Source organism: Flavihumibacter fluminis (genome assembly GCF_021491375.1).
Classification (GTDB): Bacteria; Bacteroidota; Bacteroidia; order Chitinophagales; family Chitinophagaceae; genus Flavihumibacter; species Flavihumibacter fluminis.
On the sequence record NZ_JAKEVY010000004.1, the window covers coordinates 489,053 to 506,920 of the forward strand.

Here is a 17,868-nt window from a genome sequence, read left to right on the forward strand (position 1 = left end):
TTCAGACTTGTTCAATAAATACTTTTGTTTTTCGGCCCACATTCACCCAATTGTATTCTTCCACAATCAATTGCCGGGCATTTTTTCTGAGCTCCTGTAATTTTTCGTAGTTGTTCTTGCAATAGTCAATTTTCTCAATAAGTTCATCCAGGTTATTATTAACCAGGAATCCTGTTTTGCCATTTTCAACAATCTCAGCCAATTGTCCCATATTATTGGCAAGCACAATCAATTCAAGGCTCAGGTAATCAAAAAGTTTTAAAGAAGATCCGTAAAAGCCATATTTACACCAGTCGTAACTATTGTATAAACACAAACCAACATGACTAAGCTGCAACAATTCAGGCAAACGATCATGACTCACTTCCCCCATCGATAATACATTCGGTAAATATTCCTGGTTATAAACTGACCGGTTACTAAATACGAGAAACAGCAAGTCCGGATCCCGCTCGGCATAATGGGCAGCCAGTTTCATCAGCATATTGGTTCCCTGCCATGCGATGGCGCCATTTCCAGCCCAGCTCACCACAAATTTACCCCTGACAATTTCGCGCAATGGGTTATTCCTGTTCGGCTCCATACGCCGGAATGTTTCAGGATCGGCAGCATTGGGGATAGTGGTTGTATTTTTTATTGAAAGGGCCGTTTGTGCATAATTTTCAAGAATGGAACTCACTCCGATGCATCCATCACAGAATTTTGCCAGCCATTTTCTTTTACGGTGCTGAAATCGAATCCATCGGCTCACTTTTTTCGGTACTGATTGCTGATAGTCAACCAGTCTTTCTTCAACTGGCGCGTTCAACTCCCATATCACCTTTATACGTCCAAATGAAACCAGTTTCAACAGGGTGAACCAATCATTCCACAACCAGGGATTTATTCTTATATAAATAACATCAATGGATCGTATGAACCGAATGAGTCCCCTAATTGATTTCGGGTGATCAATGGTAATGGAATTGGGGCCAAGCCCAATTGAATGCAGTTCTACAGACTGATCCTTTAATGATTGAAAAAGATGGTAGCCATGAACAGACGCGCTGCTGGAAAGCGGGTAGAATTTAGTATACACAATTCCGATTCTCATGCAGCTGATTTCTTTTTAAATACAGATAATAACTCTCTCACGATATCTTTTGAGAAAACCAATAAAGCAAGCGCATAAATACCGAAAAAAAGAACACCTGCCAATAGCAAGCGGGCAAATGGGTTCAGTTCACTCAACTGATGAATAACCAGCCAACCCGATGTTGCTAAAGCCGAATAGAGTATTGATGGTAACAGCGGTTTCAAAAACTGAATTAGATTGATAGAAAGAATTGGGCCAACCAGCCAGTGAACATGCGCCACAATTAAAAATAATCCAAAAATAAACTGAACCAGACAAACCCAGAACATCCCCCCAGGCATTGCCAGCAACAAGATTACCGGCGTAATACAGAGGATAGTTAAATTCCAGAAAAATGCCCATTTAGGTTTACCCGTTGCCAGCAACAGGCCACCCATAGGATTTACAATTGAGCGTATTAAAATATACAGGGAAAGTACTTGTACTACCGGAATTGCGGCAGTCCATTTGGCACCAAACAGCACCAATACGATATCACTGGCAAACACAGACAAAAATGCGTAAACAGGAAAATTGACGAGAGACAGGTAGCGCAAGGTTTTCAGATACAGTGATCTCATGATAGGAACTTCTTCTTTGTATTTTGCTAACAAAGGAAAATTAACCTGTGTCAAAATTGGATTAATGACCATATAAGGTCGCATGATCAGGTTTTTACCCTGGTTGTATACGCCCAATAATTGAATACCCAAAAAATTTCCAACCAGTAATACATCCACCTGGCGGTTTATAAAATTGATCAGGTTATCCCCCATAACAAATAATCCGAATGAAAAGAAGGGACGGATTGACTTTATTGCAAAAAAGCCGGTAGGCCTGAAATAGCGACTTCCCATCCGGAAAATAAAAAAGCAGGAAATAACGATTCCTGCCATATGAAGTAGTACTAGTGAGTATACTCCCCAACCATTGTATGCGGCCCAAATCCCAACCAAAAAGGACACAGATCTGGCCAGAATATCACGCTGAGCAATTCTTTTAAACTCTAACTGTTTTTGGATCAGGCTGAGATAAAGACTTTCAACCGGAATTAAAAGAAAGCCGGATGAAACAATCCGAATTACAGGCACCAGCCTGGGCTCTTCGTAGAAAGCAGCCACAACCGGTGCAATCACCATTAATAGTGCAAAGAGGAAAATCCCAATAAAAAGACTCAGCCAAAATAAAGAAGACAATTGCTCCTGGCTGATATCTTTTTTTTGAATAATTACTGCAGAAAAACCAGCGTCCAGAAACAGCTGGGAAAAACCTATCACCACCAGGGCCAGTCCCATAATGCCAAAATCTGAAGTAGTCAGCATCCTGGCAAGGATGGAGGTTTGAATAAGTTGAAAAAGAACGCCGGCGAAGGAAGCCAACCCCGTCCATTTAACCCCTTTAAACACTGTTTCAGATAAGCTCACGGCGTATTACCTGGTTTCACATTCACAACTGATTCAATGGTTTTATAGATGCATTGAATATGACGTTCCAATGAAAAATTGGCTGCAATTCTGGATCTGGACCGCTCCCCCATCTGCCTTGCCAATGATGCATCTTCAAGAATGGTTTTCATATTCAGAACCATGGAATTCACATCATGTTCTTCACACAACAAACCGGTTTCTCCATGCACGATGATATCCGGAATTCCTGCATGCAAGGTTGAAACAACAGGCAATGCCGCTGCTGACGCTTCCAGTATCGCTACCGGAGTTCCTTCGGAATCGCCATTTTCAGCAGTAACGGAATGCTGCACAAAGGCTCTGACATGTTGCATCTGTTCTGCAATCTGCTCACTGCTCAGAACTCCACAAAAATGGACCTTATCTGAAATTCCTAATGAATTGACAAGTGCAACACAGGATGAATATCGCTCACCGGATCCAACCATATATAGTGTTGAATTTGGATATTCTTTAGATACCTCGAAAAATGCTTTTATAGTTAGCTCAGGTGCTTTTTTCTCAACAAATCTTCCAACTGCGAGAAATGCCTGACAGTTGTAATCCGGTTTTACCTGGAAGTAGTGATCAGCTGGTCCATAATGGTTCAGAATCATTTTCTCCGGAGGACATCCCATGCGTTCCAGCACATTTTTCATATGATTCGAGACGACAAAAATACCACTGGCAAAATGGAACATCTTTTTATACTTTTCACGCAGCGGTTCAACCACCAATCGATTGGTAGCATCATATCCATGAAAATGTACGAAAAGGGGAATATCCAACCGTTCACAAACCTTTTGAACCGCAACGCCTGTCATTCCATACTCAGCAAGTACTGCCTGAATCTGATTTCTTTTTAGATATCTCGCCAAGGCTTTTTCGTGGGGACATAATAGACCCGGAAATAACGTTTGCCAAAACCTGTTCAGCTTGGATGTCCAGTTGTTTAGCTTGTAGCAATATTGTCCATCTTCTGATTCAACTGGCAAAAATCCACCAAACAGATAATAAACAGATGCGGGAATTCTGCTTCTGTGAAACTGAATGAATGTTTCTGAATATTGCTGTTGATTGGGTGAAACGATAGCCAGCCTGAAAGTTTTCATGGATATTACTTCTACTAATCATTAACTTTTGGAACCAAATAAACGACTCCATATTCCTTTTTTACCTTTAGTTTCTTCATTAAAGTAAACTTCGATATTTTTTTTATGTCCATATCCATAACCATATCCATATCCATAACCTGAAGATTCTTTTACATCATTTAAAACGACTGAAAGATTCGGCAGTTTTTTTTCTTGTTTCAACGCCTTGATATAATCCAGTGATTTTTTTACTGTATAACCCTGTCTTACAACGAAAATTGTTGCATCGGCAAATTTTCCTAATGTAATACTGTCACTTACAACTCCAACCGGAGCTGAATCAATAATAATTAAATCAAAATTTACTTTAGCCCAGGAAAACAACTCTTCCATTGCTGGCAATAACATGAGTTCCGCCGGATTAGGGGGAATTAATCCACAAGGCAATATATAAAGATTGTCCAGCCCATCAACTTTCTTAACAAGGCTGCTTAATTCACCATGACCTATCAGAAATGATGTAAGTCCTTTATGGGTACCCAAACCCAAATTTGATGCAATCTTAGGCTTTCGGATATCAAATTCCAGTATGAGCGTCTTGCGGCTCGCAAGTGCGAATGCAGCAGCAATATTTGTACTCAGAAAGGATTTGCCTTCACCACTCATGGAAGAAGTAACAAGCAATACCGGTTTTGTAGAACTTGATAGCATGTAGGACATATTGGTTCTTATAGTCCTGAACTGTTCGGTAATAAATGTTCGATTTTGCAAATTGACAAGTAACGGATTTGGATCATCTGATCTTGACACTTCTCCAACAATAGGCACGTCCAAAACTTTCTCTATATCGCTCCTGAATTTAATTTTATCATTTAACAAATTGATAACTGCAATAATAAAAACAGGCAGAAACAAACCTCCTAACAAAAATTTAATAAACACAGATTTAGGTAAGGGAGCAACCAGTTTTGCACGGATCGTTGCTTTTTCAAGAATGCTTGCATTTGTAACAACAGCGGATGCCCCAATTGCCACTTCCTCCTTTTTGGATAAAAGGAACAGGTATAACTCCTCTTTAATTTTTTGCTGACGTTCGATATTTAATAACTGCCTTGCCTGCCCGGGTATACCAATCGCCTTCTTTTTCGTTGAAGTGAGTTCCCGAGCTATCTGAGAGCCAGTAATATCATATGAGCTACCAACGCTTTTTAACGCCTCCTGTATATCCCTTCTTAATTTTTCTATACTTGCATTAAGATCTGTCACGATTGGGTTCAATTCAGTAGTCGACTTCAACAGGGTAGCTCTTTTAAGTTGAAGGTCGTTATATGCAGTAATCAATGGTCCAAGAGTAGGTTCGTCAACACCCAAATTTACCGGAACGGTTGAATTATTGTTTTCCGCTTTTGATATATAATCTTGTAACCATTGCAGAATCTGCTTTCGATTTTGCATCTCTGCATACCTGGTTTCAAGTTCCCTACTACTTGTAGCCAGGAAAGTAGAACTTTCAACAGGGGAGAGCGATTCCGATTTCTCCTGAAAACGCTGAATGGCCATTTCAACTCCCGATAGTTCAGACTTGAGAGAATCTAATCTTTCATCTATAAACTCAATTGTATTTTTTGCAATTGAACTTTTATCTTCTACTGTCAACCGCTGATATTCTACCATTAATTCATTAACAAAATCCGATGCTAGTAGCTTATTCATGGATTGAAATGAGATACTGATGATACTACCCATATCGGTAACTAATTTCACGTCAAGATGTGGCACCATGAGTTCTGCCGCCAAATCCAGTGGATAAATCTTTATTTTGAAATTCAATGTCTCAAAGTCGTTAATATGTTTATTAACAAGATGTAAACGAAAAACACCCTGATTTGGCAACGTAAATGTTTCCCCAAACTTATATTTTTCACCATTGCTCAATTGAAAACTAATTGTATCTAGTACAGTTATATCTAACACATAAACAACCGAATCTTTTTTCCCCAGAACCTCCATTTGCAGGGGATTATCTTCATACAGTTGCGCAGACCTAACTTTTCCTATTCCCTCATAAATAATATTCCAGTTTTTTCTTTCAATAACACGCTGAATAAAGGAAGTGGATTTGAGGATTGCCATTTCATTGGTCAGGTTAGGTCCTGCATCATTGAGAAACAGCCGGTTAAATTTTTCATCTTCGGAATTGATAGGATTTTCATTACGGATTATCATTTGCCCATCAGCAGAATATACTTCTGGCGTGTAACGTAGATATATAAATGCAATAAGAATACTCAGTAAAACGGATAAAATAATCCAGGGTAGATACTTCAGATTTCGCTGCAATAACTCATACGGGGAAATATCCGATTTGTTGTTGTAAAATTGATCCGTATTAAATTCCATCTTACTTATTAACGTCTGATGATAGATATTATTAATACAAGCACAGACACGATACTACTTCCGATAGTCACATTACGCAATAAAACCTGTTCATTACCGGTCGGCTTTCTTCTGGTAGGTTCAACATATACCAGGTCATTTGAAGCCAGATAGAAAAAATCTGAACTGTAAACATCCGGACTTCTAAGATCAAGTCTTTTTGATACCCTTTTACCATCAATTTCTCTAACCACAAGAATATTATCCCTTCTGCTAAAATTGGTAAAATCACCTGCGAATCCAATTGCATCAAACACCGATACTTTTACTCCGGGCATGTCAATTACACCCGGACGGGTAACTTCCCCCAAAACAGTAATTCGTGCATTGGCAAATCGAACAATTACATACGGGTTAAGCAGATATAAACTGAGTTGCTTTTGGAGTTCATCAGCTAATCCCTGACAGGTCAGCCCCGCCGATTTTATCTGACCAATTTTATGAATTAGTATCTCCCCATTATTATCAACAAAATACCCTCTTCCCATTGCAGAAATCTGAGAACCATTTGCCATTGTAGCACTTGTACTCCCACCTGATTGTGCCTGATTGAATTGTTCTGTAGCTTCTTTGTTGTCACTATAAATCAAAATCGTTAAGAGGTCTCCCTTTTTTATTACCGGATTCGGGATTTTTAAACTTAACTCTTCCGCCGTATCAATTCCCTGCAGTATAATTCGTTGCTGGTGATTTTTCTGCGAGGCACCACAAGCAATTAACAAAAAAAGTGCAGTAACCATTGCTGCACCCTGGTATAGCATTCTCAGCATGTATAGTATTGGTTAAGTATCAAAATTGTCTGCATCACTTTACAACCACCTTCTCTTTATCCAGCGTAGCTACCAGCTTACAGCCCAGGCTCTCAATCAGCACTTCCACGCGTTTTTTATCAGCCGACAGAATTCGCCCCTGCTGCTCCATGAATACCCCGGAAGTGATGATCACCTGGTCACCCGGTTTCGGTTCCGGCAGTTGCTCCACCTCCACATCTTCGAACTCATTCAGGAAACGTTTGATCCGCTCGATTTCAATTTCTTTTACCTGAGCCGGCTTTCCCAGCCAGTAAACAAAATTTACCACACCGTCAACAAAACGCACATCTGCTCTGTCTTCGTCTGTTACCCGCACAAAAACATAACTTTTGAACAAGGGCTCCTCCACTACTTTATACCGATCGCTCCATTTTTTACGGACCTTGTTCAACGGGCAATACGACTGCCACCCCTTCTGAAGAAGCAATTCATGCACCTTCTTCTCCCAGCGCGGTTTAGTGTAAAGTGCGTACCAGTTTTTCTGCTTGGTCATAGGTATCAGGTTTTTCAACCCTGCAATTTAGGCATAGCTTCGCCTCCTCAGTCCCATCGGACTGAAATTTTCCTTACCCACATGCAATAAAAAAGGCAAGGGAGCCCATATTTCGACCTCCTTGCCTTCAACAAAAATATGTTGTAATCAGAACTACCGCCAACAATGCCAGCACTTGATTCACAGGTTGAATTTTAAGGGTCCTCGCAATGGTGGTGGGTACTTCACCATTTATCAACAAATATAGGGGAAAACTATTATTAGACCGGTTGATTGTCAACGCTATTCCCTTCTTTATCAACCCATCCGATCTGCCTTGCCGGATTGCCGACTACTTTCGCATATGCAGGCACATCCCGGGTTACTACCGCCCCCGCACCCACCAATGCAAATGCACCAATCCGTATCCCACATACGATGGTGGCATTCGCCCCGATACTGGCTCCTTTTCCTATAATAGTGGGTTTAAATTCCTGCTTACGTTCTATAAATGCCCGGGGATTGATCACATTGGTAAATACCACCGAAGGGCCGATGAAAACCTCTTCTTCCAGTTGCACTCCATTGTAAAGCGATACATTGTTCTGAATCTTGCACCCCTTCCCAATGCTGACCTGATTATCTACAAATACATTCTGCCCCAGGATGCAGTTTTCACCCACCCTGGCTTTCGGCATTAGGTGGCAAAAATGCCAGATCCGGGTACCTGCGCCAATTTTAGCCCCACTATCTACAACAGCGGTGGCATGAATGCTGACTCCCGGATACATTTGAGCTTCTTCCATGTGGTGGATTTTAACAAATATGCTAATTTTCACCCTAAATCAAGCACATTGACAGCCAACCAACTCTCTGCTGCTGCAGGTTCATCACAGCGTTTTTTTTCATTAGATGTCTTCAGAGGTGCCACCGTAGCCTTTATGATCCTGGTGAACAACCAGGCAGGTAAGGCCTTTGCACCGCTTCAACATGCCTCCTGGCATGGTTGCACGCCAACGGATCTTGTCTTTCCGTTTTTTCTCTTTGCGGTTGGTAATGCAATCGCCTTTGTTTTACCCCGGCTGGAAGCCATGGACCGATCCGCTGCTGTCTGGAAAATTGTAAAACGCGGATTACTGATCTTTTTGATCGGCCTCTTGCTGAACTGGTTTCCTTTTGTTAAATGGGAAAACAATGAACTGGTCGGAAAGCCTTTTGAAACCCTTCGAATCTTTGGAGTGCTGCAACGAATCGCACTTGCTTATCTCTTTGGCGCCCTGATCATCTATTTTTTTAAAGCCCGAATGGCCTTCTATATTGCCGCTTTATTACTGCTGGGTTATTGGGTCATTACTGCAATGGCCGGCAACCCCGCAGACCCCTATAGCCTGGAAGGATTCTGGGGTACAGAGTTGGACCGTGTAATCCTTGGGGAAGCGCATATGTACAAAGGGGAAGGTGTCGCATTTGATCCGGAAGGCATAGCCAGTACCATACCCTCCATCGCACAGGTGATTTTAGGCTTTCTGATTGGCGATTACATCCGGCAGAAAGGGAAAAATGCTGAAATGGTAGCCAACCTGTTTATGGCCGGAGTGGTGCTCTGGCTGGCGGGAATGGCATGGGGACTCAGTTTCCCGATCAACAAGAAAATCTGGACTAGTTCCTATGTTTTATATACAGTTGGACTGGCAACCATGCTGCTGGCTACCCTGGTGCAACTCATTGAATTCCGTGGCTGGAAAGGGGTGGTGCCCAATTTCTTTGACGCCTTTGGTAAAAACCCGCTGTTCATTTATGTATTGAGTGGAGTGCTGCCCAAAACCCTTTGGCTAATCCGCATTCCAAATGGTCTCAATGAGGCTGGTGAAATCAAATACACCCATCCGCTTGGCTGGTACTTTCAAAATATCTGTAAACCAATTACCAGTCGCCCCGAAACAGCCTCCCTTTTGTATTCAGTCTCACTGGTATTCCTGCTCTGGGCCATTGCCTGGTACATGAACAAACGCCGCTGGTACGTCAGGGTATAACCTCCACCAGCCGGGTACCACCGGTGATTATTTTACAAGAGAAGTATCACCGGGAAGTAAGGGTAGGCGGTAATTGCCGGTATCGATTTGCACCTTCGGGAATAGTTGCTGAAGTGCGGACCACTCACTGTCCGTGAGGCCGCCTTTATACAGAAATAGTTGTTTCAGGTTCGTAAGACTACCCAATTGCCGAAAGCCTTCAAGCGAAACACTGGAACCGGCGATATTCAGCCATTGAAGATTTTTTAACCCGGATAGAGCGCTAATCGTTTCATCCGATAGGTTCCCGCGACTGATTTGCAGCCGGGTTAATTTGTCCAGTTTCCCGATTGCTGCATATCCTGCTTTCGTAACCTCCACCTCATCCAGCTTCAGCCAGATCAATTGTTCGCGGATGCCTGCCAGCAGGTTCAGCAGGCTATCAGGCACCTGTTTGTCAACTGTCACAAAATTCAACGATAAATAATTAGAGGACGCATTCACAGGTAAAACCACCACTCCATTGGCTTTTAATCGGTCAACCAGCGCGGGATCTGCCGGTTTTACTGCTTCTGCCGGAATGGATGCCGCCAATGTAAACACCGGTTTAACTCCAGCCCCCGAAGCTGCAGTTTTGCTTGTGGCACTGAGTTTTCCCGAGCCACTGGAATTTCCTTTCCCGGCAGTTGCTGCATCGTCCTCCGTTTGCTGCGATTGCTGTTGAAGAGCCAGCAAAACTGCCTTGTCAGCCTCCGTTTGACGCAAATCCTTCACCAACTGCTTGAACCCTAATCCGGATTGTATCCACCAATGCAGGAAACTGATTTCCGTATCGGTCAACTGTGCTTCCTGGATTGGAGGCATGTGTTTTTTAGCATCGCCCGGCAGCAATAAGCGTTTAATTAGTTCACTGTTTTCCGCATCGCCGGCCTTCACTACCGCTCCGTCTTCCCCTCCTTTTAAAATATAATCAGGTTGATCCAGTCGCAGTTTACCCTTTTGTTTTCCGGAACCATGACAGCTCACGCAACGAGCTTCAAAAATCGGTTGTACCAGATCGTTATAGGCATGGGCCGATTGAATATCTGCAATCGGCGCCAGGGTTGGCTTTGCTTCCGCCTTTCCAAAGGACAGAAAATCTTCACCGTGAGTAAGTGTACCTCCCAGGTGCCCGGTCACCGTTACACCCGCAAGCAGTAAAACAGAAAACAAGTTGGTCATCTTTGCCTCTTTACGCTGCACAGCCCAGAACATCCCCAGCGACAAAAGAGTAGTACCGATCCCCATCCACTGGTGCCAACCCAGCAACTCCTCCGGGTAGTCTGCGGATCCTGAAATCGCCAATCCGGTTACGCAGGCAAGCAGCGCACTAATCATTCCCAACACCAATATAACAGGTACCGATAACCGCAGATGTGCATAGGAAGCCCTTCGTCCAATCCATTGAAACAGGATCGCCAATAATAAAAAACCAATGGGAAGGTGGACGATGACGGGATGGAAGTTGCCAAGCATGGAAGTGAAAAGTGAAAGGTGAAAAATGGTGAAAAGTGAGACGTGAGATGTGAGATGTGAGAAGACTAAAAACCGCAACGCTCACACTAAAATTATGGATCTCTCATATATTGCAATTATACATTTTATAATCAGGTCAGATGCGCATCTTCCATTCTCCCGTCTCCCTTGTCTCCATTCTCCTTCGTTCCCTCTTCCATTCCTCCATCTTCCATACTATGCCACCACCTCCTCTATCACCCTTCCTCCAACATCCGTCAATCTGAACGGACGACCCTGGAAGGGATAGGTAAACTCTTCGTGATTGATGCCCATCAAATGCAGAATGGTGGCCTGGATATCGAAAGCTTCTACTTTACCGCTAACCGGACTATAACCGATCTCATCCGTCTCGCCATAAGTAAAGCCTTTTTTGATGCCGCCGCCAGCCATCCAGAGGGTAAATGCATCGGTATGATGATCCCGACCCTTATATGGATTCTGTACCCCATTCCGGTTTTCCATCATGGGTGTTCTACCGAATTCGCCGCCCCAAACCACCAGTGTCTCATCCAGTAAACCACGTTGTTTGAGATCCAGCAACAGTGCTGTCATCGCTTTATCCACGCTCCGATATTTATTGATGATACCCAGGTTCAAACTATTACCCGCATGATCACCGTGCGCATCCCATCCCCAATCAAACAACTGCACATACCGAACTCCTTTTTCCACCAGCTTCCGCGCCAGTAAGGCATTGTTCGCAAAACAGGATTTGCCTGGCTGTGTGCCATACATCTCATGAATATAATCCGGCTCATCATTGATATTCATCACTTCCGGCGCTGTAATCTGCATCCGGAATGCCATTTCATATTGTGATATCCGGCTCAGTGTCTCAGGATCCTGATATTCTTTATAGGTGGCAGCATTGGCCTGGTTGATCGCTTCAATGCTGGCCTTGCGCAAATCGCGACTCATCCCCTTTGGATCATTAATAAACAATACCGGATCGCCTTCACTTCTGCATTGCACGCCCTGGTATACCGATGGCAGGAATCCGCTTCCCCAAACGCTTTTACCAGCATCCGGAAAACTTCCCCCACTGGTCAGCACCACAAACCCGGGGAGATTCTGGTTTTCGGTACCCAATCCATAAGTCACCCAAGATCCCATAGACGGACGGCCCAAACGCGGAGTACCCGTATGCATCAGCAGTTGCGCCGGTGCATGGTTGAACTGGTCGGTGGTTACTGCTTTCAGAAAACTCACTTCATCGGCCATGGTAGAAAAATGCGGCAGGTGATCGCTGATCCAGGCACCAGACTCACCCCTTTGCTTAAACGTAGCCTGGGGTCCAAGCATTTTTGGCACCCCGGTGATAAAAGCAAACTGCTTACCCTCGAGCAGAGAAGGCGGACAATCCTGCCCGTCCATTTTCATCAACTCGGGTTTGTAATCAAATAATTCCAGTTGCGATGGCGCTCCCGCCATGTGCAAATAAATCACACTCTTAGCACGGGCTGCGAAGGGTGGCGCCTTAGGCAACAAGGGTCGCGCGGGATCAAAATCGCGAAGCGGATCAAAACCAGTATTGGCAGCCTCTTTGGCCATTTTATCCAAAGCCGACTGGCCGCAGCTCCCTAACAGCGAACCGATTGCCAGTGCGCCAAGTCCCATTGCACTTTCTTTCAGAAAATGCCGGCGGGTATGCAGTTGAAGATGCGCCTGCTCGGCTTCCTTCAACAGTTTCTGTGCATGCAATTCATCTCTTGTCATAAGCTCACTATTGGTTGCATTTAATTTTTTACGATTACTTCATCCAGGTTCAGCAGGGCATTCGCCACCACTACCATCGCCGCGGCATGGGCTGTTGGCTGCCTAAATGCTTCCAGCTCCTTCGGGTTGGCCTCATATGTCGCGCGCGCTTTCGCATACAGCCCCATCATCGCCTTCAATTGCTCCTCTTTTATTTCACTGAACAACAATTGCCGGTATCCCCATTTAATTTGTTCTTCCACCTTCCTTTCTTCCTTTCCTCCATCTTCCATGCCCCCTTTGTCTCCCTTGTCTCCTGGTCCATGCCGTCTCCTTTCTCCTTCGTCTCCTTTGTCTCCATTCTCCATTCTCTTCGCAAAATGCGCAGCCAGATCCACGTACACCGAATCATTCAGCGTCACCAGTGCCTGAAGCGGCGTATTCGTCCGGATCCTGCGAGCATTACAAACGACCCGCTGCGCCCCATCAAAATTGATCATACTCGGATAGGGCGCAGTACGTTTCCAATACGTATAAACCGCCCGGCGGTACCTGTCTTCCCCTTCACTCGTTGTCCAACGGGCACCATTATACGGAGATAACCAAATGCCTTCCGGCTGCCAGGGCATTACCCCCGGACCATACATTTTAGTACTCAGCTTTCCACTCACCTGCAGGTGCTGGTCGCGCAATTGCTCTGCACTCAGGCGGATCCGCGGTCCACGCGAATAGTATTTGTTGGCTGCGTCCTTATCCAACTGCTCTTTTGTTACCCGGCTATCCTGCTGATAGGTGGCGCTCAACACCAGTTCTTTCAATAGTTTTTTGATATTCCATTTGTAGTCGTGCATCAGCTTCCACGACAATTCATCCAGCAGTTGATGATGAGTAGGATTAGCCCCTTGTGTACCCATATCTTCCAGTGTTTCCACCAGGCCGGTTCCGAAGAGTTGCTCCCATAAGCGATTCACCAATGTGCGGGATACCAGCGGATTGCGGGGATCCGTCATCCAGGCGGCCAACTCCAGCCGGTTTTTGGGCATATCCGTTTCCTTGACCTGCATATTGTGAAGGAGTGATGCCGGCACTGCAGGTTTCACTTCAGCACCTAAAGTGAGGCGGTTACCCCGTTCAAATACATGGGTGGATCTTTTGAGGCTGGCCGGATTCTCATACAAAATCGGCATGCCCGGAACATAGGTTGTCAGGAGTTTCCAATACCGCTGGTATGCATCTGCATAACCCGGACGGTCTTTTCCCGGGAAGGCAGGCACACAGGAGACCCAGTTGAAGCTGATGGTAAAATCATCTTTTTCGGAAGCAAGCGGAGTTCTTTCATATTGAATATAGAGATCGTGTACGCCCTGCTGCTTTGCAAATGAAATACTTTCAAAACGCCACTGATCTTTTGCCTGAACAGGAGTTTTCGCAATAACCGGCCCATCAGGTGTGTCCAACCGAAGCGTTAGGGTACCTCCTGGCTTGTTGCAATAAAACTGCCAGATCATCTGTTCAGTCCCCTCCATGTCAATGTTCTTAAATCTTGCAGTGGATTTATTCTTAAAAATCAGTCCGCCGTTCATATTGGCAATTACAGCGTTGTCGAGTTTATCGGCTGTAGTGGAGTTCACCGCCGGCTGATAAAACTTGATCATATCCCTCACCCACTCTCCATCTTCCTTTACCCCCTCTTCCTTTCCTCCATTTTCCTTTCTTCCATTCCCCCCTTCCTGCATCCACCCCATCACATACTCCAACTCCTTATCCATCTCCGGAGTCAGCCTCCGCAACAGCGGGTATTCGCCCGGTACATCTTCGTCTCGGGTATTGTTGAAATAAGCCAGGAACTTGTAATATTCATCGTGTTTGAATGGATCGTACGGGTGACTATGGCATTGAACGCAGGAAAAAGTCGTACTCATGATCGCTTCCCAACTGGTGTTGATGCGATCCATTACTGCAGCTACCCTGAATTCCTCATTATCCGTTCCACCCTCATCGTTGGTCATGGAATTGCGATGGAAACCAGTGGCGATATAATTGTCATCGGTGGGGTTTGGCAGCAAATCGCCCGCCATTTGTTCCTTAATGAACTGATCATAGGGCATGTTCTGATTAAAGGCCTTGATCACCCAGTCGCGATAGGGCCAGGCATCCCTATGTCCATCCGATTCATAGCCCTTGGTATCTGCATACCTGGCAAGGTCGAGCCACATACTGGCCCATTTCTCTCCAAACCTGGGCGATGCCAGCAAACTATCTACCAGCTCTTCATATGCTGCAGGTGACCCACCGGCTTTTAAAAACTTTTCCGTCTGCTCTTTTTCAGGATAGAGACCGATCAGATCCAGGCTTACTCTTCGAAGCAATACGGGTGCTTCCGCACGCTGCGATCCTTTCATGCCTTGTTTTTCGAGCTCTTGTTGAATATGCTGATCAATGCTTTTCTTTTCCTTTGGCTCCTTTACCGGCAGGTAAGCCCAGTGATCTCCCCAGGGCGCACCTTGTTTGATCCAGCGGCGCAACAACGCAATCTCATCCGGTGAAAGCGGATCGTGCTCATAGGGCATGCGCTCTTCAGGGTCGTCCAGGGTAAGCCGACGAATCATCTCACTGGCATCGGGATCACCCTTGATGATGGCTGGTTTGCCGGATTCAGTCGGACTAAATGCCTCTTCTTCAAAAAGCACACTGAAACCGGCTTTGGCTTTCACACCACCGTGACAGGAAATACAATGTTTATTAAGGATGGGTTTGACTTCCGTACTGAAATCAACCGGGGCACCCCGGTCGCGGGCAGAGCGGCTGATCACCCAGGATAGGCTGAGAATGACTACGAGCGCCGCAGCCAGGATAAACGCTTTTTTATTTGATCGGATCAATCGTTGCATGGCAGGAATCGTCTACTAATCTTACTGAAGTTAACTTATTCCCACGCCAAAAAGAACACCCTTTCAAGCCATGCCAAAATAGTATAAGATTTTGCGTAAATCCAGAAAGAAAAGAGGTCAATCAAAAAGCGCTTCCGCCTGGGCCACACTTTCCGGCTTGCCTACATCAATGAACCGATCTCCGCTATGATCAAACCCCATGATTTTATGCGTTCCTGCCAGGTCGAGGTAAACATCAATCAGCGAAAATTTTCCAGTCCTGGAGATCAGCGAAAATATCTCCGGAGAAAACACCACCACGGTGCTGTAAGCCTTTGGAGTCAATTCCTGTAAAGCATTGTCTGCTGAGTATGCCGATTCCGGGGGGAATCGGAATTCATTGGTTGCCAGGTTAACCCAACCCTGCATCCGGTTCTGTTTATCAAAGAGGATGTTTCGCGTACTTATTCTGTTGCTGACGCCAAAACTAATCAGGGCTTTTTCCTGTTGATGAAACTGTAGAAGCGCATCCAGGTTCAGATCCGTTAACACGTCCGCGTTGATGGTAACAAATGGTTCGTTTCCAAGAAGAGGCGCTGCTTTAAGCAAACCACCTCCCGTTTCCAGCACTTCATCGCGCTCATCACTGATCAGAATTTTACTACCCCAGCCATTTGCCTCTTCCACGGCTTCCAGGATCTGGTTGGCGAAATGATGCACATTCACGACTACTTCGATTATGCCATACCGTTGGAGATACTCGATATTCCGTTGTAGTAACGACTTCCCATTCACAGGGGCAAGTGCCTTGGGATGCTGATCAGTCCAGGGTTTGAAACGGGTTCCCAATCCGGCTGCGAAAATCATTGCTTTCATGGGTTGATCCAATTTTTAGCTTCCTGTTCGATATGTTTCACTTCTACTCTTACCTTGAATTTATTCCGCAGGTGACGAGCCAGTGCATCGGCTGCATATACGGAACGGTGTTGTCCGCCGGTACAACCAAAATTTACCTGCAGGCTCGCAAATCCTCTCCTGATGTATTCAGCCACACTGATATCCACCAGGTCAAATACACTGTTTAGAAAATCGGGCATGGCAGTACGTTGCTCCAGGAAATCCTTAACCGCCTTGTCTCTGCCTGTTTGAGTTTTGTATTCTTCGAAACGACCCGGATTAAAAATTCCACGGCAATCAAATACAAATCCGCCACCGTTTTCAGTTGGGTCTGATGGAATTCCTTTTTTATAGGAGAAACTATGAATGTTGACAATAAGCGGAGTTGATTCATCCGCCCGTAAGGGTTCAAATCTTGACATCACTTCTGCACTGGTACAGAATTGAAGACATTTATCAAATTCGGGAACAGCGATACCCATCTTCCTATTGCCTGTAAATGCGCTCAGGTTTTTCAAGGCTTGCGGAATGCTTGTCAGAAATTGTGCTTTTCGCTGGAAGAAGCCCCTGAAACCATATGCACCCAGCACCTGTAATAACCGGATCAGGACATATCCATTGTATTGAATGGTAAACATAACCGGATCGACCGGATTTGGTAAAATTTTATTTACCTCTCCGATATAATATTCGAGCAGGCTGTTTTTCCATTCTTCAGGCAGGTTGGCCCTTGCCTGCCACAACATGGATGCCACATCGTATTGCAGGGCTCCAAGCATACCGCCCTGGTAATCGATGAAATGCACCTGTCCGTCTTTCACCATGATATTCCGGCTTTGAAAATCCCGGAACATGAAATGTTTGTTTTCAGTATGCGTGAGATAAGTGCTCAGGGCATCAAAATCATCCAGCAAGGCCTGTTTATCGTAAGGAAACTTGAGCGTGTCAAGAAAATAATATTTGAAATACAACAGGTCACTCAGGATTGCCTGTTTTCCAAACTCCCGGGCCGTCAGACATTTTGAATAATCAATATTTTCTCCTCCCTTTATCTGAAGGTGTGCCAGTTTGGAAAGGCTTTGCTGAAACAACGCAAATACATCGGCTGTAAATCCTTTTTCTTCCAGTTCATTCAAAAGTGAACGATCTCCAAAATCTTCCTGCAGATAGATATCATGCTCCTCATTTACTGCAAACACATTGGCCACCGGTGCACCCGCCGCTTTCAGTGATTCGGTAAAAGAAAGAAAGGTTTCGTTTTCTTTGATATGCGGATTATAGGTAGCAATCGCTGAATTAACAACTGCATCCTCTGCGCCTTTCACTCTGAAATACATGCGGTCGCTCCCCGACTGTGGCAATTTGCTGATGTCAGCAGCCGCTTGCCCTGAAAACTGCTGCCAGAGCTGATCAATGCGTTCAATTATTTGTTCCATAGTAGGCGTCAAATATAAGAACGCT

Annotated in this window: 13 protein-coding genes; 1 reads left to right on the top strand and 12 read right to left on the bottom strand. The window is 44.8% G+C overall.

The window, feature by feature from the left end:
• Position 1: 1 nt before the first annotated feature.
• From L0U88_RS17355 to L0U88_RS17385, 7 genes are all read right to left on the bottom strand, one after another.
• On the bottom strand, positions 2 to 1,093 hold the full coding sequence (locus L0U88_RS17355) for a glycosyltransferase (RefSeq protein WP_234867589.1): 1,092 nt from the start codon (positions 1,091 to 1,093) through the stop codon (positions 2 to 4).
• Complete coding sequence (locus L0U88_RS17360) at positions 1,090 to 2,538, bottom strand: MOP flippase family protein (RefSeq protein ID WP_234867591.1); 1,449 nt, start codon at positions 2,536 to 2,538, stop codon at positions 1,090 to 1,092. The genes L0U88_RS17355 and L0U88_RS17360 overlap by 4 nt, the downstream gene beginning before the upstream one ends.
• The gene (locus L0U88_RS17365; protein WP_234867593.1) at positions 2,535 to 3,671 is read right to left on the bottom strand and encodes a glycosyltransferase family 4 protein; all 1,137 of its coding nucleotides are present in this window, start codon (positions 3,669 to 3,671) and stop codon (positions 2,535 to 2,537) included. Before L0U88_RS17365 ends, L0U88_RS17360 begins: the two co-directional genes overlap by 4 nt.
• Positions 3,672 to 3,692: 21 nt before the next feature.
• Positions 3,693 to 6,053: a GumC family protein gene (locus tag L0U88_RS17370; RefSeq protein WP_234867595.1), complete on the bottom strand. Its 2,361-nt coding sequence runs from the start codon at positions 6,051 to 6,053 to the stop codon at positions 3,693 to 3,695.
• A gap of 8 nt (positions 6,054 to 6,061) precedes the next feature.
• Positions 6,062 to 6,862 carry a polysaccharide biosynthesis/export family protein gene (locus L0U88_RS17375; protein ID WP_234867597.1) on the bottom strand — a complete coding sequence of 267 codons (801 nt, stop codon included), beginning with the start codon at positions 6,860 to 6,862 and terminating at the stop codon, positions 6,062 to 6,064.
• A gap of 34 nt (positions 6,863 to 6,896) precedes the next feature.
• Positions 6,897 to 7,397 (bottom strand): transcription termination/antitermination protein NusG, encoded by a 501-nt coding sequence (gene nusG / locus L0U88_RS17380; protein WP_234867599.1) that lies wholly within the window; start codon positions 7,395 to 7,397, stop codon positions 6,897 to 6,899.
• Between the two features lie 260 nt (positions 7,398 to 7,657).
• Complete coding sequence (locus L0U88_RS17385) at positions 7,658 to 8,182, bottom strand: acyltransferase (RefSeq protein ID WP_289623317.1); 525 nt, start codon at positions 8,180 to 8,182, stop codon at positions 7,658 to 7,660.
• A gap of 48 nt (positions 8,183 to 8,230) precedes the next feature.
• Here L0U88_RS17385 and L0U88_RS17390 point away from each other — a divergent pair, with 48 nt between their 5' ends.
• The gene (locus L0U88_RS17390) at positions 8,231 to 9,409 is read left to right on the top strand and encodes an acyltransferase family protein (protein ID WP_234867601.1); all 1,179 of its coding nucleotides are present in this window, start codon (positions 8,231 to 8,233) and stop codon (positions 9,407 to 9,409) included.
• Positions 9,410 to 9,436: 27 nt separating this feature from the next.
• On the opposite strand, the gene L0U88_RS17395 is transcribed toward L0U88_RS17390, so the two are convergent.
• The 5 genes from L0U88_RS17395 to L0U88_RS17415 all read right to left on the bottom strand — a co-directional run bounded on the left by L0U88_RS17395 (position 9,437) and on the right by L0U88_RS17415 (position 17,843).
• Entirely contained in the window at positions 9,437 to 10,903 is a 1,467-nt protein-coding gene (locus tag L0U88_RS17395; RefSeq protein WP_234867603.1) for a c-type cytochrome domain-containing protein, read from the bottom strand.
• A gap of 216 nt (positions 10,904 to 11,119) precedes the next feature.
• Complete coding sequence (locus L0U88_RS17400) at positions 11,120 to 12,661, bottom strand: DUF1501 domain-containing protein (RefSeq protein ID WP_234867605.1); 1,542 nt, start codon at positions 12,659 to 12,661, stop codon at positions 11,120 to 11,122.
• A 20-nt stretch (positions 12,662 to 12,681) separates the two neighbouring features.
• Complete coding sequence (locus L0U88_RS17405) at positions 12,682 to 15,531, bottom strand: DUF1553 domain-containing protein (protein WP_234867606.1); 2,850 nt, start codon at positions 15,529 to 15,531, stop codon at positions 12,682 to 12,684.
• A 117-nt stretch (positions 15,532 to 15,648) separates the two neighbouring features.
• Positions 15,649 to 16,386 (bottom strand): nucleotidyltransferase family protein, encoded by a 738-nt coding sequence (locus L0U88_RS17410; RefSeq protein ID WP_234867608.1) that lies wholly within the window; start codon positions 16,384 to 16,386, stop codon positions 15,649 to 15,651.
• Complete coding sequence (locus tag L0U88_RS17415; protein ID WP_234867610.1) at positions 16,383 to 17,843, bottom strand: RapZ C-terminal domain-containing protein; 1,461 nt, start codon at positions 17,841 to 17,843, stop codon at positions 16,383 to 16,385. Before L0U88_RS17415 ends, L0U88_RS17410 begins: the two co-directional genes overlap by 4 nt.
• Between the last annotated feature and the right edge of the window lie 25 nt (positions 17,844 to 17,868).

Coding starts and splice junctions, on each gene's coding strand:
- L0U88_RS17405 (WP_234867606.1), bottom strand. CDS start 15,531: ATGCAACGATTGATCCGATCAAATAAAAAAGCGTTTATCCTGGCTGCG.
- L0U88_RS17370 (WP_234867595.1), bottom strand. CDS start 6,053: ATGGAATTTAATACGGATCAATTTTACAACAACAAATCGGATATTTCC.
- L0U88_RS17395 (WP_234867603.1), bottom strand. CDS start 10,903: ATGCTTGGCAACTTCCATCCCGTCATCGTCCACCTTCCCATTGGTTTT.
- L0U88_RS17415 (WP_234867610.1), bottom strand. CDS start 17,843: ATGGAACAAATAATTGAACGCATTGATCAGCTCTGGCAGCAGTTTTCA.
- L0U88_RS17365 (WP_234867593.1), bottom strand. CDS start 3,671: ATGAAAACTTTCAGGCTGGCTATCGTTTCACCCAATCAACAGCAATAT.
- L0U88_RS17375 (WP_234867597.1), bottom strand. CDS start 6,862: ATGCTGAGAATGCTATACCAGGGTGCAGCAATGGTTACTGCACTTTTT.
- nusG (WP_234867599.1), bottom strand. CDS start 7,397: ATGACCAAGCAGAAAAACTGGTACGCACTTTACACTAAACCGCGCTGG.
- L0U88_RS17355 (WP_234867589.1), bottom strand. CDS start 1,093: ATGAGAATCGGAATTGTGTATACTAAATTCTACCCGCTTTCCAGCAGC.
- L0U88_RS17410 (WP_234867608.1), bottom strand. CDS start 16,386: ATGAAAGCAATGATTTTCGCAGCCGGATTGGGAACCCGTTTCAAACCC.
- L0U88_RS17385 (WP_289623317.1), bottom strand. CDS start 8,182: ATGGAAGAAGCTCAAATGTATCCGGGAGTCAGCATTCATGCCACCGCT.
- L0U88_RS17400 (WP_234867605.1), bottom strand. CDS start 12,661: ATGACAAGAGATGAATTGCATGCACAGAAACTGTTGAAGGAAGCCGAG.